Origin of the sequence: Thalassospira sp. HF15, from assembly GCF_011806525.1 — a bacterium.
Classification (GTDB): Bacteria; Pseudomonadota; Alphaproteobacteria; order Rhodospirillales; family Thalassospiraceae; genus Thalassospira.
The window spans coordinates 338,250-362,552 of the sequence record NZ_JAAVKI010000004.1; the positions used below are offsets into that span (position 1 = coordinate 338,250).

Below are 24,303 nucleotides of genomic sequence, written 5' to 3' on the forward strand. Positions count from 1 at the left end.
CTCTTTCGCTTAGTCGATGATAAACAGGTGATATTTCGCACCCTGATCACGCGGTGTTTGAAACACGTTGCCACCGCGCAATTGATAGCGCAGGCAATCACCCGCCCGCAGGTGATGGGTTCGACCATCGATTTCCATTGCAAGTGCGCCTTCAAGCATCACCAGATGATGTTCAAGTCCGTCGCGTGGCGAACCGTCATATTCAATGCGCTGATCGGGCCCGATTTCGACTTCGATCACCTCGCCCGACAACTGTTTGGATGTCGGGGAAACCAGCCGTCTTTGATATCCGGTTTCCGGGTCAGTCCAGACTTCCTGGTCGGTGCGTGCGACAACAGGTGCAAAGTCATCCTCAACCATCTGCATCAGACGCGACAGGGTCACGCCAAAGGCGACACAGAGTTTGCCAAGCACATTTGCCGTCGGGCTGACCTCGCCCTTCTCGATCCGCGACAGGCTGGCGCGACTTACAGCACTTTTCTGCGCCAGCTCATCAAGCGACCATCCCCGCTCAGAGCGCAAAGCCGCCAATCGATGGGCCAGCCGTGTTTCAATTTCGTCCATTGCAAACCCCGATTTCTCTTATTTGGAAATATTTCCCATTTTTGAGATATCGTCAATTGCAAAAGTCCCGAGCGTGGCCTTAACCAGCGCGCTTTACCTTTCCGGGATCACAAATTGTGGATTGAAACGTCCAGCTTAAGTGATGGATTTATCAGATGAACCGGTGCGCACCAGATCAAAGCCGGCGCGGGTCCAGCTTTGTATACCGCCCTTGAGGTTGCTGACGTCGCAATCAACATGTTCAAGAACAGCGTTGGCCGCACCGAAGGAGCGCTGACCGACAGAACAGACAAAGACCAGATCGGTGTCACTTTCATCGGTGAGATCGACAAGGGCCGGGATGTCGAAGTTCGAGGTCGGGATATTGATCGCCGTTTCGATATGGCCGGTTGCGAATTCTTCGGCCTCGCGAACATCAATAACGGTTACGGCTTCTTCGCCGATCAGACGATCGAGTTCGTGCGGCTCGATAAACTTTACGGTTTCGTCGCTCATCATGATGTCCTTTGGTCCCTTGCAAGGCCCGATCCTGTCCGCCCGTGATAGCGCCGGGTCTGACTATTACGCAAATGCAAAATTTTTTTGCCCGACGCATGAGATCAAAAAGCGGCACCAAAGCTGGACCAGCGGTCACTTACATGTGAACACGACCACATAAATTTATGCTGTTCGACTTAAGCATCGTCTTGCGAAATCAGTTCCTTATTCCCACGTCTCAATAACAGGGCAAATTGCCTCGGCAGGCTCAAAGGTCACTTTGACATTCCTTCGACAGAAGCCTGTCCCGACATCTTCAGTGTCGGCATATTGGTCGCCGCAACGGGACCCAAAAGAGTCTGATCAAGACTGTAAAACGGCATATAGGCCGCAACTGCACAATCGAATTTTCACAAGCTTGGCATGTTCCGCCAGAGATTAACCGCGAACGCCTTTTGTTAATGCATGACCGCTGGCAGTGCCCTTGCAGAAAAGGCCTGCCGACGCCCCAAGACGGGGCCGGGTATATCCCGGTCAAATCAGAACAAAGCGCAACATTGCGCAAGAACAGGATTGAAACAGGAAACGTAAGTTTGACAGTGCGATAACGTTTGAAAGGAGACCGCGCCATGGCTGAGAAGGATATCTTCGAGCTGTATGCGGAAGGCTATGACGGAAAGCAGGAAACTGAACTGACCATCCGCGATTATCTTAATCTGTGTCGCGAAGACCCGACTGCCTATGCCTCTGCCGCTGAACGCATGATTTCTGCGATTGGTGAACCGGAACTGATCGACACCTCGACAGATTCCCGACTTGGCCGCATTTTCCTGAACCGAACCATCAAACGTTATCCCGCCTTCGAAGACTTTTACGGCATGGAAGAAACCATCGAACGCATTGTCGGTTTCTTCAAATATGCCGCACAGGGTTTGGAAGAACGCAAACAGGTTCTGTATCTGCTGGGCCCGGTCGGCGGGGGCAAAAGCTCGTTGGCCGAACGGCTGAAAGAGCTGATGGAACGTGAACCGATTTATGTTCTGAAAGCCGGGGATGAAATCAGCCCGGTGTTTGAAAGCCCGCTTGGTCTGTTTAACCCGGCCAAGATGGGTGACGCGATCGAGGACAAATACGGTATCCCCAAACGCCGCCTGACGGGTTTGATGTCGCCATGGGCGGTCAAGCGTCTTGATGAGTTTGGCGGCGACCTGACCAAGTTCTCGGTCGTTAAACTGATCCCGTCACGCCTGCGTCAGATCGCCATTGCTAAAACCGAACCGGGCGATGAAAACAATCAGGATATCTCATCGCTTGTCGGTAAGGTCGATATCCGCAAGCTTGAATATTTCAGCCAGAACGATCCGGATGCCTATAGCTATTCCGGTGGCCTGAACCGCGCCAATCAGGGCCTTCTTGAATTTGTCGAGATGTTCAAGGCGCCGATCAAGATGCTCCATCCGTTGCTGACCGCAACACAGGAAAGCAACTATATCGGCACCGAAAACCTTGGGGCCATTCCATTCCAGGGATTGATCCTGGCCCACTCGAACGAAGCCGAATGGCAGACCTTCAAGGCCAACAAGAACAACGAAGCGTTTATCGACCGTATATCAGTGATCAAGGTGCCCTATTGCCTGCGGGTGACTGAGGAAACCATGATCTATGACAAGCTGTTGCAGGGATCAGAGCTTGAACACGGATCCTGTGCGCCGGGCACGCTTAAAATGCTGGCGCAGTTTTCAGTGCTGTCGCGCTTGCAGGAACATGAAAACTCCAATCTTTATTCCAAGATGCGGGTCTATGACGGCGAAACCTTGAAGGATGTCGATCCCAAGGCGAAATCCATGCAGGAATACCGCGACACGGCCGGTGTCGATGAAGGCATGGATGGCATTTCAACCCGCTTTGCCTTCAAGGTTCTGTCGGAAACGTTCAACCATGACACGCACGAGGTCGCGGCCGATCCTGTGCATCTGATGTATGTGATGGAACAGGCCATCCGGCGCGAGCAATACCCCGAAGAACGTGAAAAGGCCTACATGGACTTTATCAAGTCCGAGCTGGCCCCGCGCTATGCCGAGTTTATCGGGGCGGAAATCCAGAAAGCGTATCTGGAAAGCTATTCCGATTACGGTCAGAACCTGTTTGATCGATACGTTGCCTATGCCGATGCCTGGATCGAGGATCAGGACTTCAAGGATCCCGATACCGGTCAGTTGCTGGATCGCAAGATCATTGATCAGGAACTGTCAAAAATCGAGAAACCGGCGGGCATCGCCAATCCCAAGGATTTCCGCAACGAGGTCGTCAAGTTCGCGCTACGTGCACGCGCCAATAACAAGGGCAAGAACCCGGCATGGACATCCTATGAGAAGCTGCGCGATGTGATCGAAAAACGCATGTTCAGTCAGGTCGAAGACCTGCTGCCGGTGATTTCGTTCGGCTCGAAGAAAGACAGCGAGACCGAGAAGAAACACAACGAGTTCGTCAAACGCATGATTGATCGCAAATATACCGAACGTCAGACCCGCCGTCTGGTCGAGTGGTACATGCGTGTGAATAAGGCCGGTTAAGCTTCCCCCTTGTCTTTCCGGCCCTTGCCGGGCGGTTCATCCCTTGTCCGCCCGGCTCTCTTTCCCGGCAGGATGGCCTGCCAAAGGATGTGAGTGCCCATGCTTTATATTGTTGATCGTCGCAAGAACCCGACCGGCAAAAGCCTTGGCAACCGGCAACGTTTTATGCGCCGTGCCAAGGCGCAGATCAAAAAGGCGGTTGAAAGCACCATCCGGTCGCGTGGCATTACCGACATCAGCGGCGGCGACCAGATCACCATTCCGGGCAAGACGTTAAAGGAACCGGGCTTTCACCACATGGGACGCGGGGGCAACCGCAATTACGTCCTGCCCGGCAACAAGAAGTTTGTTCAGGGTGATCGCATTGCCCGCCCGCAAGGCGGCGACAGTGGCGCTGGCGGATCACAAGCCAGCCCAGATGGCGAGGGAGAGGATGAATTCCAGTTCACCCTGACCCGTGACGAGTTCCTTGATATCTTCTTTGAAGATCTTGAGCTGCCCGATCTTTTGAAAAAAAGCCTGAAGCAGACCACCGCGTTTCGCACCACACGTGCGGGCTTTTCGGTCGAAGGCACGCCATCGAACCTTAGCCTTGTTCGGACCATGCGCAATTCACTGGCACGGCGTATCGGGTTGCGTCGGCCCAAATCGGCCGAGGTGCGCGAACTTGAAGAAAAGATATCAGCCCTTCAGGCCAAGGCGGAAAAGCGCCCGAACGGCAAACTGACCAAAGCCGATGATGAAACGCTTCATACCCTTTTGGCTGATCTCGAAGAAGCCAAGCGGCGGATGAAGGCGATCCCGTTCATTGATCCGATTGATACCCGTTTTAACCAGTTTCAACAGATCCCCGATCCCAATACACAGGCGGTGATGTTCTGTTTGATGGATGTGTCGGGGTCCATGTCCGAACAGATGAAGGAACTGGCCAAGCGGTTCTTCATGCTGCTGCATCTTTTCCTGCATCGCAAATACGAACATGTCGAGGTGGTATTTATCCGCCATACGTCCCGCGCGGCCGAGGTCGATGAAGAAACCTTTTTCTATTCGCGCGAAACCGGCGGCACGATTGTGTCCACCGCGCTTGAGGAAATGAAAAAGGTGCTGAAAGATCGTTATCCCACAGATCAGTGGAACATCTATGCAGCGCAGGCATCGGATGGCGATAACTATTCCAATGACGGGGCGAAATGTACTGCCCTTCTGGCGGAGGATCTTTTGCCCAAGTGCCAGTATTACGCCTATATCGAAATCACTGACGAGCGCGAGGCCGAGATTTTCGCTGCCGCCGAAGGTGAAACCGCCCTTTGGAAGGCCTATGCGCCCCTGGCGGCAACCCATCCGCAATTTGCCCTGAAACGGGTTACCAAAGCGGCCGATATCTTCCCGGTATTCCGAGAACTGTTTGCCAAGAACCGTGCGGAGGCAACGCGATGAGCAGCAAGACCAAAGCCGCCGACAAATTGCTTTTTACCAGTGCCGACTGGGACTTCGATACGTTAAAGGCCACTTATGACGCGATTGAGGATATCGCGATCAACGAGCTCAAGCTTGATGTTTATCCCAACCAGGTCGAGGTGATCACATCCGAGCAGATGCTTGATGCCTATTCATCGATCGGCATGCCGTTGATGTATCACCACTGGTCGTTTGGCAAACGCTTCGTGCGCGACGATGTCATGTATCGCAAGGGCTATCAGGGGCTGGCTTATGAGATCGTGATCAATTCCAACCCGTGCATTTCCTATGTGATGGAAGAAAATACCATCGTCATGCAGGCGCTGGTGATCGCCCACGCGGCGTTTGGCCATAACCATTTCTTCAAGAACAACTACCTGTTCAAGCAATGGACGGATGCCGACGGCATTCTGGATTATCTGCAATTTGCCAAAAGCTATATCGCCAAGTGCGAAGACAGATACGGCTTTGACGCGGTTGAACGTATTCTTGATGCTGCGCACGCCCTGATGGATCAAGGGGTGAACCGCTATTCCCGGCCGGAAAAACCCAATCTGGCGGCAGAGCTAAAGCGCGAACGCGAACGGGCGAAGTACGAAGACGAAACCTATAACGATCTGTGGCGCACCCTGCCCCAGTCTGATCCGGGCGATCAGGACGTGGATGAGCTTAAACGCAAGATGCGGGTCGAAGAACGCCGTGCGCAATTTGGCCTGCCGGAAGAAAACCTGCTTTATTTCCTCGAAAAGAATGCACCGACCCTGCAGGCGTGGGAGCGCGAAATTTTGCGCATCGTGCGCAATATCGGGCAGTATTTCTATCCGCAGAAACAGACCAAGATGATGAATGAGGGCTGTGCGTGTTATGTGCATTACGCGATCATGAACAGCCTTTATGACAAGGGCCTGATTTCCGAAGGGGCGATGATGGAATTCATCGATTACCATTCGCGCGTGGTGTTTCAGGCCGAATATGATGATCAACGCTATTCCGGGTTCAACCCTTATGCGCTTGGCTTTGCCATGATGCAGGACATCCATCGCATCTGTGTTGACCCGACCGAGGAAGACCATAAATGGTTCCCCGATATTGCGGGCAACAACGCGCCGGTCGAAACACTTAAGGAAGCCTGGGCGCATTACCGCGATGAAAGCTTTATCCTGCAGTTCCTGTCACCCAAACTGATGCGCGACATGCGGATGTTCATGATTGACGATCAGAGCACATCACCGCATCTCGAAGTCGCCGCCATCCATGACGACAATGGCTATCGCAAGGTGCGCCGGTCCTTGGCACGCATGCATGACATTTCGGTACGTGAACCGGACATGCAGGTGGTTGATGTCGACATCCGGGGTAACCGTCAGCTTTACATCCAGCATACCGAGCATGAAGGTATCCGACTTGAAAAATCCGAGGCGGAGATGACGCTGGGCTATATCGGGCAGTTATGGGGATATGGAGTGACGTTGCAGGCAGTCGACTATGAAAGCGGCGAAATCCTGCATGAGACGAACTACACGCCCGAAGACCTTGCAAATTGACCTTCCCGGCATCGGATTGACATCAGGCTTTTGCAGTAATGGCGGCTGAACGCCAGCTTTATCGGCATGCCCACCCCCCTTACAAAGCGCTCAGCGAAGTACAATATCAATTATCAGCTGCTGTGTTTTGTTTTCGGGTAGACCAGGAGCAAAGATTGCAAAACCGCTTTGGGATATTGCTGATATCCGCCGTCATGTTTTTATGTACCGCCCACCCCTCGAAGGGCGAAGAAATCGTGCGCATGGCTTTTCCGGAAGGCGCCGCCGAGTTTTTCAGCTACGAGCTCGAAGTCATTGAACTGGCACTTGAGCACGCCGATGGCGACTTTCGGCTGGTAATCGACGAATTTCCGGCCATGACGCAGTCACGCATCAGCTCGATGATGCTTGAGGATAAGGTGGATGTCATGTTCACCGGCTACAGCATTGAGAGAGAAACCACGTTCCTGCAAGTTAACTTCCCGATGACACGCGGTCTCTTGGGATATCGTGCCTTCTTGACACATGTGGAAAACCTCCCGGCCCTTGAGCAAGTCCAATCTCTTGAACAATTGAAAAAGTTCTGTATCGGCACCGGATCGGATTGGCCCGACGCCAGTATTATGGAGAAAAACGGTTTCTGTGTTGATCGCGCACCGCGCGACCAGCTTTGGGCGATGCTGGCCAATAAGAGATTTGATCTTTTAAGCCGTGCCGTGCACGAAGGTTCCCGAGAAATCGACACAATCCGCGAACAGCATCCCGAAATCGTTTTCAGCACCTCGACGGTTCTGGCCTATCCCTTTGATCTGTTTATTTACGTCAATCGCAACAACAAACGACTGCATCGTATTTTGACCCAGGGCCTTTCACGCGCTTACAGCAATGGTGATTTCATGCGCCATTTCCTGTCCAACCCGGATCTTCGGTATGCGCTCGAAACGCTCAAAGACGCCCGCACTCATATTTTCCGGATTGAAAACCCGGATATGAGCAATAATGCACGGGACATAGACCCCGCACTCTGGGAAAACATCGTTCAGCGCAGCTATGATGATGACTATGGCTATGAGCCACACGACCAGATGTACACCTATGTTTATCAATAGGATAACGCGTTACTGCATATGTAGGTTTTTCGTTCTCAATACAAAATGATCTTATTTGGATCAGGCAATGATCTTTAAATAGTGCAATTCCACTATCAAATAATGACCGGTTTAAAGCAGTCCCGTTGCATCATCACCGCAATTCCCGATCAGGAAACTCTGCCCCTTGCCTGCATCAGAAACAGCGCGGGGAATGACACTTCACGGATGTCTGTTGCGTTGAAAAGGTAAGGCGTATTTGCAGTGACAACATGTTTTTCCCTTGACCGTTTGTTATGTTATATCATAACAAATCAAAGCAGATAACAGACCCACTTCAAATCGGATCAACCATATGCCCTCCTTGCGCCCAACCCTCCGTCGAATTCTTCTTGCGGCCCCGCTTTTTGTTGCAGCACCGCTGAGCGCAACCGCTCATGGCGATGATGCCCCGAACGTCGTGACTTCCATCAAGCCGATACACGGGATCGCAAGTGCCATCATGAAGGATATCGGGGAGCCGGTGTTGCTTATTGACGGTGCGTCTTCACCACATACCTATTCGCTCCGCCCAAGCGAAGCGCGTGCGCTGAGTGATGCCGATCTGGTGATCTATGTTTCGCATGCGCTTGAAGGCTTCCTTGAAAAGCCGCTTGAAAGCCTGTCAGGTCACAGTCATCAGCTTGAACTGGTTGCACTGCCGCAGCTGTCGCTGCGCGAGATGCGCGAAGGCGGCACATGGGAAGCGCATATGCATGATCATGGGCATGAAGACGGTGACGCGGCACATGACGCGCACGATGATCATGATGACCATGAAGATGATCACGATCACGATCACGACCATGACCACGACCATGACCATGAAGCCGAGCATGATCACGCGGCGCATGATGATCATGACCACGAACATGCCAGTGACGAGCATGAAGAGCATGACGATCATGATCACGAGCATGAAGCGGCCGACCACCACGAACATGACGATGTTGACCCGCATATCTGGATGGATCCGGCCAATGGCGCAACCATTGCAATCGCAATCGCCGATGAACTGGCCGAGATCGACCCGGAACATGCCAACGACTACCGCGCAAACCTGCAGACACTGCTTGCAAGCCTTACCAACCTTGGTAATGATCTTCGGGCAAAAGTTGCGCCGATCCAGGACAAACCATATGTAGTCTTCCATGATGCGTACCAGTATCTTGAAAGCGGTCTTGGCCTGAATGCGGTCGGATCGATTACGGTATCGCCAGATCAGAAGCCCGGAGCCAAACGACTTCATGAAATCGAAGACAAAATCCACGATACCGGTGCTGTCTGCATTTTCGCAGAACCGCAGTTCCGACCGGCCATCGTTGAGGCCGTGGTATCTGACACCGGTATCCGGACCGGCACGCTTGACCCGCTTGGCTCTGACATCGCGGCGGGACCGGATGCCTATCAGGAGATTCTGGCGCAGAATGTCGATGCCCTTGTCGACTGCCTGGACAACGGTTCGTAAAAACGTCACAGCGATTTTGGTTGCCGGCATTTCGGTGCTGGCAACCACACAATCGGCATTTGCGCATCCGCATGTCTGGATCGACGCAAATGCCGAATTCGTTTTTGAAGACAACAATATCACCGCTGTGCATGTTCACTGGGTGTTTGACGACCTGTTCAGCATGACCTTGATCGACGAGTTTGATCAGAACTACGACACCCGGTTCTTTGGCGAAGAAAACACAGCCATTCGTGACAACGCCTTTACCGCCCTTTCCGAGTTTTCCTGGCTAACGCACCTGCGCAAGAACGAGGAACTGGTGTCCTTTGCAGGCGCGACCGATTTTGTCGCCGATATCACCGATGATCGCCGCGTAACCTATGACTTCAAGCTGATGCTGGAAACGCCGCTGGACCCGATCAGGGATGCCGTCAGCCTGTCGGTTTATGATGCCGAATACTATATCGATGTCGCCTACACACAGGTCGATCCCGTCCTGTTTTCCGGGGCGAAGAACCTGTCCTGTCATTTCGAGATGAGCGAAGATGAAAAGAACCGCATCTATTTTGACCTTGTCGCTCCGGTCCGTGCCGATGTTGTTTGCGCGGCCAAGGTGGCAGATGGCAGCAGTTCTAACGGCCTTGCTCCTGGCGATTTCGTTCTCGTCGAGTAATCCGGCATTCGCACAATCTGCAAACCTTCTGGGCCGCGGGGCGAGTGACAGCGGCCAGAGCGCACCTGCACCCACACAAGACGCCGGGAATGAAGATGACAGCCTGATCACCCTGCCCCGCTGGCTGTCAGATATTATCGGTCAAACGGTTGTCATTCAGACCAAACTCAATCGTGAAATCACCGCAACGCTTCGCGAAGCAAAGGAAGGCGGCAGCGTCTGGCCCGGCCTTGTCATCATTGCGCTTTCATTTGGCTATGGGATTTTTCACGCGGCGGGCCCTGGTCACGGCAAGATGATCACCACCACCTATTTCCTGTCACGGGATGCCGGATGGAAACAGGGCGTCGCCATGGGCAGCCTGATTGCCACCGTTCAGGCGGTTTCGGCCATCATCATGGTCGGAGGCCTGACGCTGATCTTTAATCTTGGTCCGGCAGCCGTCACCCAGAATGGCCTGATCATGGAGGCCATCTCATACGCCTTGATTGCCGGGCTTGGCGCCTTGATGGCGCTCCGCATCTTGCAAGGCCGTGATGACTGCTGTGATCACCACGGACCACATGGTGATCACCACCATCATGATCATGCACATCATCATGACCACAATCATCATCACGATCATGCTGATCACGATGAACCTGTCGGCCAATCCAACTGGCAAATGATCTCAACCGGCATTGTCGCAGGATTGCGCCCCTGCACCGGATCGATCCTTGTGCTGCTGTTTACCTTGGCCAACGGCATGTTTTTGATCGGCATCGGGGCCGCCTTTGCCATGGCACTCGGTGTTGCCATCACTGTAAGTCTGATTGGTTTGGCTGCTATTGGCATTCGCACAGGCACACAGCACCTGTTCAACCTGTCAGAAGCATCATCTGGCATCATTCGCCGCACGGTCGGCTTTACCGGGGCAACTATCATTACCTTGTTTGGTGTGATGCTTCTGATGGCGTCTGCCCGACAACTGGGCTGGTTATGATCAGGATTTATAAGCGGCCGGGATGCTGTCTGTTGCCTTGATCAAGGCGTCCATCACCATGCGAACACCGGGGGAGCGCCGCATATCAGGATGGACAACCAGCCAAACCGGTTTGCTGACCTCTGCCAGGGTGTCATCGGCAACCACTTCCAGACGGTCATCTTCATCTGCCATATAGCGCGGCAACAATCCCAGTCCGTGACCGGCGGCAACAAAGGCCTGAACTGTCTGGGTATCATCGGCCTTTATCCGCACTGGTAATTCCTGTTCAAGGGTATCCCAAACCCATCCCTGCTGATAATCACCAAATGTGTTACGGCCATCCGCACAGAATTCCCAGTTTTCCCTTGGGACACGTTCGGTGTAGCCCTTGGCGGCATAAACCGCAAAACGCAAGTCGACCAGTTTTCGGGCAATCAGCCCGCTCTGATCGGGACGCACCATGCGCACAGCCACGTCCGCCTCGCGTCGGGCCAGATTGGCGACAACGCTTGATCCCAGTATTTCGTATTCAAGGTTCTTTTGATCGCGAAGCAACTCTGCCAAACGCGGGGCAAACAGCAATCGCCCAGCACTTGGCGGGACGGCAATCTTGACGACCCCATGGGCGGTTTCGTCCCCGCGTGCCTGGCGCTCGAACGCCAGAACGTCTTCTTCGACACGTAAGGCCACCGGCATAAGGTTTTCGCCTGCCTCCGTCAGTTTCCAGCCTGTGGCCAGACGATCGAACAGGTGTGCACCTAAATCTGCTTCTAGCGCCTCGATCCTTCGCGAAACCGTCGTGTGGTCCTTGCCAAGACATCTTGCCGCACCGGACAAAGTTCCCTCCTTTGCCACAGCAACAAAGAAACGCAAATCATTCCAGTTCATGAACCCCATCCCGGCGCGGCTAGTACAAAATCGGTACCCTGCGTAACGCTGAAAACGATGCTCCACCATTGCGCAAATTTGCACAACTGTAGCGCAGTTTATCGGAATTCATTTGTGTTTTTGCGCATGTCAACCTTGTCGACATTGCAAAGCCCACACGATCAAGGAGCATCAAAATGGCGGCATCAAACCATATCGAATGTCATCCCGTCGTTGGTCACCTATCAAACAAGTCATCGTCGGAGATGCTTGCACAAAGTCCGTGCCCCCCTGCCTCGCGCCCCTATGCCACCTTGGGCATTCGTGCGATCATCCCGACGATCCTCAATGCGTTGATTGCAACGCAGAAGCGTTATCAGGAACGCAATGCTCTGAATAAGCTTAGCGACGATCAACTGCGTGACATCGGTCTGGAACGCACACGTGACGGATATATGCCCTTTGACTGGCATTAACTGCCACTTCTGCGCCACGACCCGGAAAATCAAAGCGGCCCTGGTTCCAAACAGAACTATTGGCAATCGACACGCTTTGATCCCGCCGACCGGGCGACAGCAATGTTGCTCGGATTGGCGAATGCCTCCCTCAAGGCAGGCAAGGGCCTCTGCAACGCAGAGGCCCTTTGTTCACGGGTCACAATTGATCAGACCTGATATTCCTCGGCGATGTTGTCCGCAGCCCTGATCAATGCATCCATTACAAGGCGCACACCGGGCGACCGACGCATATCAGGATGCACCACCATCCAAACACTCTCGCGGCTGCGCCCGTCGATGTCGGCGTGAATGAGTTCAAGTTCTTCGTCCTGATCGCCAAGATAACGCGGTAACACGCCGACCCCGTGCCCGGCGGCAATGAACTGTCGCACGGTTTCTGTGTCATCGGCCCGGAACCGGCAAGGCAGTTCACGGTCAAGGACCGTACGCACCCATTCCCTTTTCGAAGCGCCATAGGTGGTATCTTCGTAGCCGCAGAATTCCCAATACATTTCGGGCACGCGTTCCTGATAGCCGACCGCGCCATACAGCCCCACACCCAGTTCAACCAACTTGCGGGTAATCAGGCCCGGTTCGCGGGGGGTGATCATACGCACGGCGATATCGGCTTCGCGTCGGGCGAGGTTGACGATATTGGCCGCCCCGACGATTTCAAACTCAAGCCCCTGATGGGCTTTCAGCAGACGGGCCAGACGTGGTGCAAACAACACGCGCCCGGCGACCGGGGGCACCGAAATGCGCACCACCCCGTGGGCGGCTTCGTCCCCTTTTGCCTGGCGTTCGAAGGTCAGGGCTTCCTCTTCGACTCGTTCAGCAACCGGAACCAGATTTCGACCCGCCGCGGTAAGTTGCCAGCCACGCGGCAAGCGGTCAAAAAGCTTGGTGCCAAGATCACTTTCGAGTGCCTCAATCCTTCTTGCAACGGTGGTATGCTCTTTTCGCAGACGTCGCGCAGCACCGGAAAGACTGTTTTCTTCAGCAAGAACAAGGAAGTAGCGCAAATCATTCCAATTCATAGCCGCTATTTTACCCTTTAGAATCACCCCAGATTTCCGTGCATTTTTGCACAGTAACTATGCAAAACAAAGTACTTCCCGTTTTATTTCGCATATGACATTTTCCGCTTATCGAAACGTAATCAACCGTAGATCAAAGGAGGCCACTATGGCACACACGGTTTCCGCTGCACCGCAGTTCAACGTCTCTGCAGACCCGTTCACCAAACGTATGCCGTTCGGGTCACTTCTGAGCCAGATCACCGCCAAAATTGGTCCGGCGCGTGCTCATAAGGCCGCCAGCTATGGTTGGGATTCTCTTAGCCATGCTGAACTTGCCGACCTCGGTCTGCAGCGCAAGTTCAACGGTTCGACCTGGTATGTCGACCGTATCAAAGGCTAGGCCTTGACCCGGCTGCGGCACCGATACCGTCGCATGGACTACCCTGATAGAAAAAGGGACCCGATTGGGTCCCTTTTTCGCATTCTGGTTATGGTAAACGAGGCTGCGGAAAATCAGCCGCGCAATGCCTTGACCTTGTCAGTGGCTTCCTGCGCAAGCTTTGTGATCTTTGCCCAGTCACCCGCCTTGACCGCATCCTTGGGCGCAATCCACGAACCGCCAACCGTGATGATGTTTGGCAAGGCCAGATAATCCGCAAGGTTTGAAAGCGACACGCCCCCGGTCGGGCAGAAGCTGACCTGCGGCAACGGCCCCGAAAGCGATTTCAGCATCGACACCCCACCCTGCTGTTCTGCCGGGAAGAATTTCAGAATGTCATAGCCATGATCGATCAGGTTCATGATCTCGGACGGGGTTCCCGCCCCCGGAAGCAACGGACATCCGGTATCTTTGGCGGCCTTAAGCAACCCTTCCGTATGCCCCGGCGAAACAGCAAAGGCACAGCCGATTTCGGCCATACGTTCCATCTGTTTGGCATTGATCACCGTCCCCGCACCGGTAATGGCGTCAGGAACTTCGGCGATGATGCGTTTGATGCTTTCCTCCGCTGCGGACGAGCGCAGGGTAATCTCAAGCACAGGCAAACCACCAGCGACAAGCGCCTTGGCCAGCGGCACGGCATCGTTGGCGTCTTCGATCACAAGAACCGGCACCACCGGGGCCTTGGACAGAATCTCACGCGATGAAAGGCTCATAAACTCTTCCTCCAGTTTCCCGGTCAGGCCGTCAGGATTTTGGCACAACCGATAAGGGCCGGGTATTTCGCCGTCATCAGGCGCACCGGCACATCATTCATCAAATCACGGAACCGCCCCTTGGCGATCATGCGCTCCTTGAGCGCGCTTTTCTTCATGTAATCGCTAATGCGCGGACCAATACCGCCGCCGATAAAGACCCCGTCAAAGGCACCGAGTGTTAAAACCAGATCCCCGGCGACCCCGCCAAGGAACATGCAAAACCGATCCAGCACCTTGCAGCAGAGCGGATCATTGGCCCCAAGCGCGGCCTCAACCACCTCCGCAGCCGTTTTCGGCGGAACATCAATACCATCAATCGCGGCAAGCGCTCGATAGAGGTTCTCAATCCCCATGCCCGACAACACACGTTCGGCGGATACGCGATCAAGTTCCTTGTCGAGAAACTTGACGATCTCGAAATCCAGATCATCAATCGCTGGCAGCGACACGTGCCCGCCTTCACCCTGAATAGGCAACCATTTGCCTTCGTGCGGCAAAAGCCCGGACACACCAAGCCCGGTTCCGGCACCGACCACTGCCAATGGCAGCCCCGGACGCCCCGGACCATCAAACAGCGTGATCAGGTCTTCTTTGCCAAGATAAGGCACAGACATGGCAAGACCGGTGAAATCATTGACCACCACAAGGCGATCAAGATCGAATTCGGCCTTAAGAGCGTCTTTGGAAAACACCCACGGGTTATTGGTAAACTTGACTGTATCGGCCATCGCCGGGCATGCGACAGCAACAGCGAACTCACGCAAATCCGTGCAATCGGTTTTGGCCATGAAATCGCGCATGGCATCGCCGATGGTGGCATAGTCACGCACCGGCAATGTCATGGGTGTATAGGGATCGCCAGCCTCATCCAGCCAGGCAAAGCGGGCATTGGTCCCGCCAATATCACCAACCAGCTGCATTACGCGACTTCAGCCTCCCCCGGGAAGGCCGCACTGGCACCGAGTTCGGCCAGACCAACATGTTCGCGGAAAACACCAAACATCTCGCGGCCAAAGCCATCCTGATGTTCGGCCTTGTTATCAAAGGTCGCAAAATCACGCTTGGCCAGTTCGGCGTCGGTGACATTGAGCAACAGCTCGCCGCTTTCGGCGTCAACTCGAATGATATCACCGTCCTTAACCTTGGCGATCGGGCCGTTCATCATGCCTTCTGGCGTGACGTGAATGGCAGCAGGCACCTTGCCCGATGCGCCAGACATACGACCATCGGTGACAAGGGCAACCTTGTACCCAAGGTCCTGAAGAACGCCAAGCGGCGGGGTCAGTTTGTGCAGTTCCGGCATACCGTTGGCTTTCGGGCCCTGGAAGCGGACAACACAGACGACGTCACGATGGAGTTTACCTTCCTTGAAGGCCTCCATCATTTCTTCCTGGGATGTGAATACGGCTGCCGGCGCTTCGATCACGCGGTTTTCCGGCTTAACGGCGGAAACCTTGATGACAGAACGGCCAAGATTGCCCGACAGCATCCGCAGACCACCATCAGCACTGAACGCCTTTTCGGTCGGACGCAGGATTTCCTCGTCATGGCTGGTTTCCGGCGCATCACGCCAGGAAAGCTTGCCATTATCCAGATATGGCTCGGTGCCGTAGGCGGCCATGCCACCGGTATGAATCGTTTCAAGATCCGGGTGCAAAATACCGTTCTTGAGCAGATCAGAAATCACAAAGCCCATGCCGCCAGCAGCGTGGAAGTGGTTCACATCCGCCTGCCCGTTCGGATAAACGCGGCACAGCAGCGGCACCAGACGCGACAGTTCGTCGAAATCATCCCAGCGCAGCTCGATCCCGGCAGCACGTGCCATGGCCGGAAGATGCAGGGTATGGTTGGTCGACCCGCCGGTGGCCAGCAAACCGACAATCCCGTTCACAAACGCCTTTTCATCAAGGATTTTGCCAATCGGGCGATAGTCGTTGCCAAGCTTGGTAATCTGCATCGCACGCTTTGCGGCTTCTTCGGTCAGCGCGTCACGCAGATCGGTATTCGGGTTGACGAACGCAGCACCTGGAAGATGCAAGCCCATAACTTCCATCAGCATCTGGTTGGAGTTGGCCGTACCATAGAAAGTACAGGTCCCCGGGCTGTGATAGGATGCGGTTTCAGCTTCAAGCAGTTCCTTGCGGCCAACCTTGCCCTGTGCATACAGCTGGCGGATGCGGGCCTTTTCATTGTTGGGAAGACCCGATGGCATCGGACCAGCCGGCACAAACACCGCCGGAATATGACCATAGGAAAGTGCCCCCATGACAAGACCGGGAACGATCTTGTCACAAACGCCAAGATACATCGCGGCGTCAAAGACGTCATGGGACAGCGACACGGCCGTCGACATCGCAATCACGTCACGCGAAAACAGGCTAAGCTCCATGCCCGGGCGGCCTTGCGTCACGCCATCGCACATGGCGGGCACACCACCGGCGACCTGTGCGGTACCGCCTGCTTCAAACACGGCCTTTTTGATGCGGTCGGGATAAACACCCAACGGCTGATGGGCCGAAAGCATATCGTTATAAGATGTCACGATACCCAGATTGGCACCGTCTTCGCCATTGATGCGCTGCTTTTCTGCTGCGCCACACCCAGCCGAGGCATGTGCAAGGTTGCCGCATGAAAGTGCGGAACGATGCGGGCGGTCAGATGCCGCTGCCTCGATCTTGGCAAGGTAGGCTTCGCGGGTTGGTTTGGAACGCTCGATAATGCGTTTTGTAATCTGTTCTATTTCACGTTTCATGGGGTTCAGCCTTTCGGGTTCTCGGCGCTCCACCACAGATCGACGGGGACGTCAGTCTGTTGCAAGATTGCGCGAACTGGCATTTCTTCGATTTCCGTGCCGTTTTTCGCGGTCTCAAAGGTCGACCATTTGGACTGTCCGGTAATATGGATTGCAATATACCGGGCATTGAGGATGGCAGGTAAAGTCATGCTGATGCGCGGGACCGGTGATACGGTCGGGCGGGCAGCGGCGACCAGTTCGCCATGCTTGGGATAAAGCCCATTACTCAGGGCTTCCGGGGTTGAGGACGGGAAAAGCGATGCGGTATGGCCGTCATCCCCCATCCCCAGAAATACGATATCAAGCGGCCAGTGCATTTCGGTGCGCAGACGGGAGCTTACGGTTTCGACCGCATCTTCCGGGCTGCTGTCAGATGTTTTCAGTGACACAAACCGCGCGTTCTGGGCTTCGTTGATAAACAGGTTATCGCGGACCAGCTTTTCATTGGACTGATCATCATCAAGCCCCACCCAGCGGTCGTCACCAAGGGTCACAATCACCTTTGACCAGTCAAGGCGGGCCTTTGAGAGGGTCTGAAACAGCGGCTTGGGAAAGCGTCCACCGGCAACAGCGATGCTGGCGTGGCCGCGGGTCGCAATGGCAAATTCCAGCCGATCAACGGTCTCCTTGACCATTGCCGCAAGCATTTCATCGCCGCTTTTAAATGTGCGTTCGTTTGTCATGTCTTCTTCCCGAAGTTGGGATCATGGCGAGGTTGCGCAAGTCCCCGACGCATATGCATCGGGGATGCACAAAGCTAGAACCCGGCCTCTTCATTCCAGGTCCGGCCATCACGCTCGATCAATGCGATCGCAGCAGACGGGCCCCACGTTCCGGCGGTGTATCCCTTGGGCGTGACATGATTGTTTTGCCACGCATCCTGAATGGCATCGACCCACTGCCAGGCAATATCCTGTTCATCACGACGCACAAACAGGGTGTTGTTGCCATCAATCGCATCGAGCAACAGACGCTCATAGGCATCCGGGCTTCGGCCCCCGAACGCCTCGGCAAACGAAAGATTCAAGGCTGTCGGGCGCAGACGCACAAGACCCGGCCCCGGGTTCTTGTTGTTGAGCACAAGATGGATACCGTCATCAGGCTGCAGGCGCAGGACCAGCTTGTTGGCCTGATAATTGGTCATGGATTTTGCCAGCGGGAAAATCTGATGCGGAACATCGCGGAACTGGATGACGATTTCCGAATGGCGTTTGGGCAAACGTTTGCCCGTGCGCAAGTAGAACGGAACGCCAGACCAGCGCCAGTTATCAAGCTCGGCCCGGATTGCGACAAAGGTTTCGGTGGTGCTGTCGGTATTGGCACCTTCCTCTTCGAGGTAACCCGGTACTTCCTTGCCGCCCACGGCCCCTTTGCGATATTGGCCGCGCACGGTGGAGCTATCGATATTGGAATCGTTGATCGGTTGAAGCGCCTTAAGCACCTTGACCTTTTCATCACGGACCGCGTCCTGATCAAGGACATAGGGCGGTTCCATCGCGACAAGGCACAGAAGCTGCAACATATGGTTCTGTACCATGTCGCGCATGGCGCCAGCATCGTCATAATAGGACCAGCGCCCTTCGACACCGACTTCCTCGCCCACCGTGATCTGAACGTGATCGATATGCGCACTGTTCCAGAGCGGCTCGAACATCGCATTGGCAAAGCGCAGAATCATCAGGTTCTGCACGGTTTCCTTGCCAAGATAGTGGTCGATACGGAAAATCTGGCGTTCTTCGAACACTTCACCGATCTGGCCGTTGATTTCACGGCAGCTGTCCAGATCATGGCCCAGCGGCTTTTCAAGCACGACACGGGAGTTCGGCGTGACCAAGCCTGCCTTTTTAAGGTTAAAGGCCATGTCGGCAAACAGTGCCGGACTGGTGGAGAAATAAAACACGCGGTCGCGATCAGGCTGATCGGACAGCTTTTCATTCAGAACCTTGAAACCGGCCTCATCGCCCGCAGATACCTGCACATAGGCGATGCGGCTGGCGAACTTCGTCCAGGTTTCAGCATCAAACTCGCCTTCGGGAATGAATTTCTTCCCGGCTTCTTGCAGTTTGGCCCGGAAATCTTCGTCGCTATGTTCGCTGCGCGATGCGCCAAAGATACGGGTTTCATCATCGAAACGCCCGGTGCGCTCCATTTCATACAGTGCGGGAAAAAGTTTGCGTAACGCCAGATCTCCGGTCCCACCGAAAATCACGATATCCGCGATACGATGCTTAAGCCTTTGCCTTTGTTTCATTATGCCCTTAGCCTTCCAACGTTTCCTTCCCGTCGCCAAGGTGGGACCCCGGATCTTGCGATCCTGGCAGACAATCGGGGCACGGCCGATGCCGTGATACAGAACCGGATTTTCCGATCCTGTCTGCTTTTTGTCACCCGACAGGAATATGACACCCTGTCCATGACCGATATTCCGTCGCCAGATACCTGACAACCGGGCCGTGACGTCCGGCAATGCTGTGTCCTGAGCAGCAAGGCTAATTTGTCATGGCCCTAACGCGCACTGTTACACGATCCATGGGGGCAAGACCACTGCGATCACGCGCGATAGAAGACGTTTTACCGAAATCCGGTTTAACCGTAACAATTTGTTGCAAAATCACTGCAATTACAGCCGGATTTCCTGCATTTTAGGACAGTTGAAACATCGTGCAACAATTTGATTCCAACGGCACAGATCCGCCTGCCGACAAAACAGTTCACAGTTTTGATAAAGCGCGCGCCTTTTGTTCGCAAACGGCGTCTCATTGGTATCAATCAATGCCCGTTTCTTCTGTCCTCACCCAACCTCAACATGAAGAATAACTCAGTCAAATATGTGCAGACTCGCAAAGACTCGCAGATTTCCGGGATTTTTGATCACGTTCTCGGACTAGAATGCTGTTCGTGTTCCTGGTCCAGCTTAAAAGTGAGAACATTTGTAAACGTATTTAATTCGATAAATATCAATTACTTACACTACATCACCCCCTTTTGTTCCAATTTTGTTCTTGCGAGAACAAAATCAGAACAGTATGGTTTGTTCAGACAGATTGAGGAGGACAGACCATGCTGAAACTGATCGAAAACCCGACCCGCTTGAACGAGCTTTGCAGCACCGTTGCTGTTGTCGGTAGCACGGGATTTTTCCTGTTCGTGATCGGACTTGGCATGGCGCAAACCCTTCGTGGTCTGATCTGAAAAATTCCCAACACACGTTATCTGTGTTTATGAGGCCCGGACCATAAGCCACCCAGCTTTTGTCCATCACGGGCGTCTGACCGGCAGGCAACCCCGCACCCAAACCCTGTCCCGCCTGTCGGTCAGACCTTCCCTACGCCCGGTCTTCCCCAACTGGCCTCATCGACCGCAATAATGACTTCCGCATACTCCGCATACTGGCACCGCTATCTCCCCGATAGCGGTGCTTTTTTTGCTTTAGGCATATCGGGACCAAGGCCCATGCAAACAGAAATGCGAGTCTTCGTCATATTTGGCAAACATGTTGCCATCGCCATATCTGATCGCGAATACCCAAAAACATTTGTTGCAACGCAACAATTTACACCGCATTGCAAAATTTCACTCGACAAAACCGGATAATTTCGCTTGAATCAGGGTGAAAAAGGATAATTCGCCATTTCCTCATACTTTAAGGCTATTGCTTGTATACAGAACTCAAGTAGGCTTTGAAGCAATAATTGGATTTCAGATCGCTGATCCCCAGATCTTGATCAATGGGCATCAGGTCGGCCAACGGCAAATGTTCGTCCAGACCGGAATTCTGAAAAAAGCCAGACTTCGTGTGCAGGTGCGCTGCGCGCGAAAAGAAACTGGGTGAAATGCCGTAAACCAGGTTGGTGACCACACAATGTGTGTCGGTCACCCGGGAGTGAGATTTAATGCTGTATCACCTTTATGAATTGCAGCACGCCACAATAAGCCCGCTTCGCATGGCTGCTGATGCCAGCAAGAAGTGGCTGCGCAATCCGGCCAATCCGATGTCCTATACCCATCAGGGTCGGGCAGCGGCCGCGGCGTGTGACGTGTTCACGCATATTACCCATCGTTATGGCAAGCCGGAGTTTGATCTGGACAGTACGGTGATCAACGGCGAAACGGTGCCCATCACCGAAGAAATCGTCCACAGCGAAGCTTTTTGCAACCTGTTGCATTTCAAGCGCGAAACCGGTCATCTCAAAACCCAACCAGATGACCCGCGCCTGTTGATCGTCGCCCCGCTTTCGGGTCACTTTTCAACGCTTCTGCGCGGTACTGTCGAGGCACTCCTGCCCGATCACGACGTTTATATCACTGACTGGATTGATGCCCGTCTGGTGCCGGTCCATCTTGGTCATTTTGATCTTGATACCTATATCGACTACATCATGCGTTTCCTGCGCAAGCTTGGCCCGAACACCCATATGATGGCTGTGTGCCAGCCATCTGTGCCGGTGGTTGCGGCGGCATCGCTGATGGCAGACGGGAACGAAGCCTGCCAGCCGGCCTCGATGACCCTGATGGGTGGGCCGATTGATACCCGCGAAAACCCGACCGAGGTCAACAAGTTCGCCAAGCAGCACAGCCTTGACTGGTTTGAACAGCATGTGATTTCCCATGTTCCGTTGCCCCATGCTGGCGTGATGCGCCGTGTCTATCCGGGCTTTATGCAGCTTGCAGGCTTCATGAGCATGAACTGGGACCGCCACGTTTCGGCCCATCACGACATGTTCAATCACCTTGTCGAAGGTGACGGCGAAAGTGCCGATGCCAAGCGTCATTTCTATCAGGAATATCTGGCTGTCATGGATATGACGGCGGAATTCTATCTTCAGACGCTGAAGGTCGTGTTCCATGAACACAGCCTGCCGGAAGGCACCATGCGCTGGCAAGGTGTGCCGGTTGATCCGTCAGCGATTACCAAGACCGCCCTTCTGACGGTCGAAGGCGAGCGCGATGACATTACCGGCATGGGACAGACCCGGGCCGCGCACAAGCTTTGCACCAACCTGCCTGATAGCATGCGCATGCATCATTTGCAGCAGGGCGTTGGCCATTATGGCGTGTTTAACGGCCGTCGCTGGCGTGAACAGATCAGCCCGCGGATCAAGGAATTCATCCGCCGCCACGATCATGAGGGCAAAGGCGCACGCAGCGCCCCCAATGTCACGCATATCAACGCTGCCGAATAACGCACGCAGTGATCAAAATTTAAAAGCCGCCTGTTTCAAAGCAGGCGGCTTTTTTCCGTGCTCACATCTGCTTGTGATCAAACATATTCCGGCTGCACATGGCCATTATTGACCGAGCCGCCATAGGTCCCATCGCCCAAAGCGTATTGTTTGACCGGCTTAAGGTTGGCAACAAGATGATCAAACACATCCGACGCACTGGCCTTCCATGCACTGATGGCCCCAATGATCACCGGGTTTGCCGCGCCATCCAGCAAGGCAATCGCCGCATCGACATCACCATTGGTTACCGCATTCTGGCCATCGCGCAGCGGCAAATGCACGCCGATAACCTGACTACCCTTGATCCCCATCAGGCCGATACAGGATGTAAACTTTGTGAACATAACCTTATCGGCCTTCGCCCATTGCCGTTCGGCAACGGCCTGATCGTCCTGGGCCTCGCTATAAGCAAACGCCATTTTCGATATCCTTTATGCTTGTGAAGGAAATAGCGTTCGACGACGTACCGCCCCAAGCACATGTGAACCGACCAACCCCCGAAGCCGTACCCAAAATATCCATCACAGAACCGGGCCGTACAGCATGACCACCACACCGTTAGCATTCGATAGCTTCGCCCAAGATGGCCTTGCGGTGGTGTGCGGTGCGACCGGCGGGATCGGGCAGGCCTTTGTCACGCACCTTCGGGCAAGCGGTCGTTTTGCCGGGGTAATTGCCCTTTCACGTTCAACCAGCCCGGCGCTTGATTTTGATCGCCCAGACTCAATTGCGGAATGTGCCGATTTCATCAAAACGCTGGGCGGTGAAGTACGCCTGATCATTGATGCGACCGGCTACCTGCATGATGAGGCGTTTCAGCCTGAAAAATCCCTGCGCCAGATTGACCCGGACTACATGGCCAAACAGTTTCACATCAATGCAATCGGGCCGGCCTTGTTGATGAAGCATTTCTGCCCATTGTTACCGCGATCTGGCAAATCGGTCTTTGCCACTTTATCTGCCAAGGTTGGCAGCATCGGTGATAATCGCATGGGTGGCTGGTATGGCTACCGCGCGGCCAAGGCAGCCCTTAATCAACTGGTGAAATGTAGTGCGATTGAAATCGGGCGCAACAAGCGTGATGCCGTCTGTGTTGCCCTGCATCCGGGTACGGTGGATACCGGCCTGTCTGGCCCGTTTGCCAAATCCGGCCTTCGGGTTCAAAGCCCCGAAGAAGCCACATCCAATATGCTCGCGGTTCTTGATCACCTGACAGCTGAGAACTCAGGCGGTTTTTATGCCTATGACGGCAAAGCGCTGCCCTGGTAGCAGACCCTATTTGCCAAACAGTCCGGTCAGAAGCGCGTGCTGCAACAGAATGACCGTCTTGGCATCGCGAATGCGACCGTCGCTGATCATTGGCAAGATGTCATCAAACGGGATTTCGAGAACATCAATATCCTCGCCTTCATGATGCAGGCCGCCGCCCTCGCCCGCGCGATGAGCACGTGTAACTTCCGCCACGAAGAGATGAAGGCGTTCGGTGACGGAACCCGGGCTCATGAACAGATCAAAGACCTGCACGGGCTTTCCAATCTTGTAGCCCGTTTCTTCCTCCACCTCGGCAATTACCGCTGACATCGGATCCCGATCATCAAGCACACCTGCGGGTACTTCGATCAACATGCCGTCTTCATTGCCATTCACAAAGCTTGGCATCCGAAACTGCCTGGTCAGGATCACGTTGCGATCAGCCAGATTATAAAGCAACACGCCGGCACCATTGCCGCGATCATAAGCTTCGCGGGTTTGATTTTGCCATGCGCCATCCGTGCGCCTCAGGTCAAAACCGACACGATAAAGGCGATACCAGTTATCGGATAGACAATCGATGTCCTGCACCCTTACGTGATCCTGCTTGGGGATCGACCAGCCTTTGGGAAGATCGGACATAA

23 protein-coding genes are annotated in these 24,303 nt (G+C 54.2%); 12 read left to right on the forward strand and 11 right to left on the reverse strand.

What is annotated here, in order from left to right; translation table 11 throughout:
- Positions 1-9: 9 nt before the first annotated feature.
- Both HED22_RS11010 and HED22_RS11015 read right to left on the reverse strand, forming a co-directional pair.
- Positions 10-564: a helix-turn-helix domain-containing protein gene (locus HED22_RS11010; RefSeq protein WP_167722060.1), complete on the reverse strand. Its 555-nt coding sequence runs from the start codon at positions 562-564 to the stop codon at positions 10-12.
- A 135-nt stretch (positions 565-699) separates the two neighbouring features.
- The gene (locus tag HED22_RS11015; protein ID WP_167722062.1) at positions 700-1,059 is read right to left on the reverse strand and encodes a rhodanese-like domain-containing protein; all 360 of its coding nucleotides are present in this window, start codon (positions 1,057-1,059) and stop codon (positions 700-702) included.
- A gap of 611 nt (positions 1,060-1,670) precedes the next feature.
- Between HED22_RS11015 and HED22_RS11020 the strand changes: the two genes are divergently transcribed.
- The 7 genes from HED22_RS11020 (at position 1,671) to HED22_RS11050 (ending at position 10,827) form a co-directional block, all read left to right on the forward strand.
- Entirely contained in the window at positions 1,671-3,614 is a 1,944-nt protein-coding gene (locus HED22_RS11020) for a PrkA family serine protein kinase (RefSeq protein WP_167722064.1), read from the forward strand.
- 99 nt (positions 3,615-3,713) lie between these two features.
- Complete coding sequence (locus tag HED22_RS11025; protein ID WP_167722066.1) at positions 3,714-5,051, forward strand: YeaH/YhbH family protein; 1,338 nt, start codon at positions 3,714-3,716, stop codon at positions 5,049-5,051.
- Positions 5,048-6,616 (forward strand): SpoVR family protein, encoded by a 1,569-nt coding sequence (locus HED22_RS11030; protein ID WP_167722068.1) that lies wholly within the window; start codon positions 5,048-5,050, stop codon positions 6,614-6,616. Before HED22_RS11025 ends, HED22_RS11030 begins: the two co-directional genes overlap by 4 nt.
- A 38-nt stretch (positions 6,617-6,654) precedes the next feature.
- Entirely contained in the window at positions 6,655-7,704 is a 1,050-nt protein-coding gene (locus tag HED22_RS11035) for a hypothetical protein (RefSeq protein ID WP_254869956.1), read from the forward strand.
- A 334-nt stretch (positions 7,705-8,038) separates the two neighbouring features.
- Positions 8,039-9,190, forward strand: coding sequence for a zinc ABC transporter substrate-binding protein (locus HED22_RS11040; protein ID WP_167722070.1), 1,152 nt, complete (start codon positions 8,039-8,041; stop codon positions 9,188-9,190).
- Complete coding sequence (locus tag HED22_RS11045) at positions 9,150-9,845, forward strand: DUF1007 family protein (protein ID WP_167722072.1); 696 nt, start codon at positions 9,150-9,152, stop codon at positions 9,843-9,845. The genes HED22_RS11040 and HED22_RS11045 overlap by 41 nt, the downstream gene beginning before the upstream one ends.
- Positions 9,793-10,827 (forward strand): nickel/cobalt transporter, encoded by a 1,035-nt coding sequence (locus tag HED22_RS11050; protein WP_254869958.1) that lies wholly within the window; start codon positions 9,793-9,795, stop codon positions 10,825-10,827. The genes HED22_RS11045 and HED22_RS11050 overlap by 53 nt, the downstream gene beginning before the upstream one ends.
- Here HED22_RS11050 and HED22_RS11055 read toward each other — a convergent pair whose 3' ends face one another.
- The gene (locus tag HED22_RS11055) at positions 10,828-11,697 is read right to left on the reverse strand and encodes a LysR family transcriptional regulator (RefSeq protein WP_167722074.1); all 870 of its coding nucleotides are present in this window, start codon (positions 11,695-11,697) and stop codon (positions 10,828-10,830) included.
- A gap of 176 nt (positions 11,698-11,873) precedes the next feature.
- On the opposite strand from HED22_RS11055, the gene HED22_RS11060 reads away from it, so the two are divergent.
- Positions 11,874-12,152 carry a DUF1127 domain-containing protein gene (locus HED22_RS11060; protein ID WP_167722076.1) on the forward strand — a complete coding sequence of 93 codons (279 nt, stop codon included), beginning with the start codon at positions 11,874-11,876 and terminating at the stop codon, positions 12,150-12,152.
- Positions 12,153-12,340: 188 nt separating this feature from the next.
- Here HED22_RS11060 and HED22_RS11065 read toward each other — a convergent pair whose 3' ends face one another.
- Complete coding sequence (locus HED22_RS11065) at positions 12,341-13,210, reverse strand: LysR family transcriptional regulator (protein WP_167722078.1); 870 nt, start codon at positions 13,208-13,210, stop codon at positions 12,341-12,343.
- A gap of 148 nt (positions 13,211-13,358) precedes the next feature.
- On the opposite strand from HED22_RS11065, the gene HED22_RS11070 reads away from it, so the two are divergent.
- Positions 13,359-13,592, forward strand: a complete 234-nt coding sequence (locus HED22_RS11070; RefSeq protein WP_167722081.1) for a hypothetical protein — start codon at positions 13,359-13,361, stop codon at positions 13,590-13,592.
- Positions 13,593-13,705: 113 nt separating this feature from the next.
- On the opposite strand, the gene HED22_RS11075 is transcribed toward HED22_RS11070, so the two are convergent.
- The 5 genes from HED22_RS11075 to zwf form a co-directional block, all read right to left on the reverse strand.
- Positions 13,706-14,347, reverse strand: coding sequence for a bifunctional 4-hydroxy-2-oxoglutarate aldolase/2-dehydro-3-deoxy-phosphogluconate aldolase (locus HED22_RS11075; protein WP_167722083.1), 642 nt, complete (start codon positions 14,345-14,347; stop codon positions 13,706-13,708).
- Positions 14,348-14,370: 23 nt separating this feature from the next.
- Complete coding sequence (gene glk, locus HED22_RS11080) at positions 14,371-15,309, reverse strand: glucokinase (protein WP_167722085.1); 939 nt, start codon at positions 15,307-15,309, stop codon at positions 14,371-14,373.
- On the reverse strand, positions 15,309-17,141 hold the full coding sequence (gene edd, locus HED22_RS11085) for a phosphogluconate dehydratase (protein WP_167722086.1): 1,833 nt from the start codon (positions 17,139-17,141) through the stop codon (positions 15,309-15,311). Before edd ends, glk begins: the two co-directional genes overlap by 1 nt.
- Positions 17,142-17,146: 5 nt before the next feature.
- The gene (pgl, locus tag HED22_RS11090; protein WP_167722088.1) at positions 17,147-17,866 is read right to left on the reverse strand and encodes a 6-phosphogluconolactonase; all 720 of its coding nucleotides are present in this window, start codon (positions 17,864-17,866) and stop codon (positions 17,147-17,149) included.
- A 74-nt stretch (positions 17,867-17,940) separates the two neighbouring features.
- On the reverse strand, positions 17,941-19,434 hold the full coding sequence (zwf, locus tag HED22_RS11095) for a glucose-6-phosphate dehydrogenase (protein WP_167722090.1): 1,494 nt from the start codon (positions 19,432-19,434) through the stop codon (positions 17,941-17,943).
- 809 nt (positions 19,435-20,243) lie between these two features.
- Here zwf and HED22_RS19740 point away from each other — a divergent pair.
- Positions 20,244-20,375, forward strand: coding sequence for a hypothetical protein (locus HED22_RS19740; protein ID WP_303047729.1), 132 nt, complete (start codon positions 20,244-20,246; stop codon positions 20,373-20,375).
- 701 nt (positions 20,376-21,076) lie between these two features.
- Complete coding sequence (locus tag HED22_RS11100) at positions 21,077-22,366, forward strand: polyhydroxyalkanoate depolymerase (RefSeq protein ID WP_167722093.1); 1,290 nt, start codon at positions 21,077-21,079, stop codon at positions 22,364-22,366.
- Between the two features lie 77 nt (positions 22,367-22,443).
- On the opposite strand, the gene HED22_RS11105 is transcribed toward HED22_RS11100, so the two are convergent.
- On the reverse strand, positions 22,444-22,827 hold the full coding sequence (locus HED22_RS11105) for a hypothetical protein (RefSeq protein WP_167722095.1): 384 nt from the start codon (positions 22,825-22,827) through the stop codon (positions 22,444-22,446).
- A 124-nt stretch (positions 22,828-22,951) separates the two neighbouring features.
- Here HED22_RS11105 and HED22_RS11110 point away from each other — a divergent pair, with 124 nt between their 5' ends.
- Positions 22,952-23,677 carry an SDR family oxidoreductase gene (locus HED22_RS11110; protein WP_167722097.1) on the forward strand — a complete coding sequence of 242 codons (726 nt, stop codon included), beginning with the start codon at positions 22,952-22,954 and terminating at the stop codon, positions 23,675-23,677.
- Between the two features lie 6 nt (positions 23,678-23,683).
- Here HED22_RS11110 and HED22_RS11115 read toward each other — a convergent pair whose 3' ends face one another.
- Positions 23,684-24,301, reverse strand: a complete 618-nt coding sequence (locus tag HED22_RS11115; RefSeq protein WP_167722099.1) for an NUDIX domain-containing protein — start codon at positions 24,299-24,301, stop codon at positions 23,684-23,686.
- Positions 24,302-24,303 lie beyond the last annotated feature (2 nt).

Excerpts from the sequence above, each read along its gene's own strand:
- HED22_RS11010 (WP_167722060.1), bottom strand. The coding sequence starts at position 564 with ATGGACGAAATTGAAACACGGCTGGCCCATCGATTGGCGGCTTTGCGC.
- HED22_RS11015 (WP_167722062.1), bottom strand. The coding sequence starts at position 1,059 with ATGAGCGACGAAACCGTAAAGTTTATCGAGCCGCACGAACTCGATCGT.
- HED22_RS11020 (WP_167722064.1), top strand. The coding sequence starts at position 1,671 with ATGGCTGAGAAGGATATCTTCGAGCTGTATGCGGAAGGCTATGACGGA.
- HED22_RS11025 (WP_167722066.1), top strand. The coding sequence starts at position 3,714 with ATGCTTTATATTGTTGATCGTCGCAAGAACCCGACCGGCAAAAGCCTT.
- HED22_RS11030 (WP_167722068.1), top strand. The coding sequence starts at position 5,048 with ATGAGCAGCAAGACCAAAGCCGCCGACAAATTGCTTTTTACCAGTGCC.
- HED22_RS11035 (WP_254869956.1), top strand. The coding sequence starts at position 6,655 with ATGGCGGCTGAACGCCAGCTTTATCGGCATGCCCACCCCCCTTACAAA.
- HED22_RS11040 (WP_167722070.1), top strand. The coding sequence starts at position 8,039 with ATGCCCTCCTTGCGCCCAACCCTCCGTCGAATTCTTCTTGCGGCCCCG.
- HED22_RS11045 (WP_167722072.1), top strand. The coding sequence starts at position 9,150 with ATGTCGATGCCCTTGTCGACTGCCTGGACAACGGTTCGTAAAAACGTC.
- HED22_RS11050 (WP_254869958.1), top strand. The coding sequence starts at position 9,793 with ATGGCAGCAGTTCTAACGGCCTTGCTCCTGGCGATTTCGTTCTCGTCG.
- HED22_RS11055 (WP_167722074.1), bottom strand. The coding sequence starts at position 11,697 with ATGAACTGGAATGATTTGCGTTTCTTTGTTGCTGTGGCAAAGGAGGGA.
- HED22_RS11060 (WP_167722076.1), top strand. The coding sequence starts at position 11,874 with ATGGCGGCATCAAACCATATCGAATGTCATCCCGTCGTTGGTCACCTA.
- HED22_RS11065 (WP_167722078.1), bottom strand. The coding sequence starts at position 13,210 with ATGAATTGGAATGATTTGCGCTACTTCCTTGTTCTTGCTGAAGAAAAC.
- HED22_RS11070 (WP_167722081.1), top strand. The coding sequence starts at position 13,359 with ATGGCACACACGGTTTCCGCTGCACCGCAGTTCAACGTCTCTGCAGAC.
- HED22_RS11075 (WP_167722083.1), bottom strand. The coding sequence starts at position 14,347 with ATGAGCCTTTCATCGCGTGAGATTCTGTCCAAGGCCCCGGTGGTGCCG.
- glk (WP_167722085.1), bottom strand. The coding sequence starts at position 15,309 with ATGCAGCTGGTTGGTGATATTGGCGGGACCAATGCCCGCTTTGCCTGG.
- edd (WP_167722086.1), bottom strand. The coding sequence starts at position 17,141 with ATGAAACGTGAAATAGAACAGATTACAAAACGCATTATCGAGCGTTCC.
- pgl (WP_167722088.1), bottom strand. The coding sequence starts at position 17,866 with ATGACAAACGAACGCACATTTAAAAGCGGCGATGAAATGCTTGCGGCA.
- zwf (WP_167722090.1), bottom strand. The coding sequence starts at position 19,434 with ATGAAACAAAGGCAAAGGCTTAAGCATCGTATCGCGGATATCGTGATT.
- HED22_RS19740 (WP_303047729.1), top strand. The coding sequence starts at position 20,244 with ATGCTGAAACTGATCGAAAACCCGACCCGCTTGAACGAGCTTTGCAGC.
- HED22_RS11100 (WP_167722093.1), top strand. The coding sequence starts at position 21,077 with ATGCTGTATCACCTTTATGAATTGCAGCACGCCACAATAAGCCCGCTT.
- HED22_RS11105 (WP_167722095.1), bottom strand. The coding sequence starts at position 22,827 with ATGGCGTTTGCTTATAGCGAGGCCCAGGACGATCAGGCCGTTGCCGAA.
- HED22_RS11110 (WP_167722097.1), top strand. The coding sequence starts at position 22,952 with ATGACCACCACACCGTTAGCATTCGATAGCTTCGCCCAAGATGGCCTT.
- HED22_RS11115 (WP_167722099.1), bottom strand. The coding sequence starts at position 24,301 with ATGTCCGATCTTCCCAAAGGCTGGTCGATCCCCAAGCAGGATCACGTA.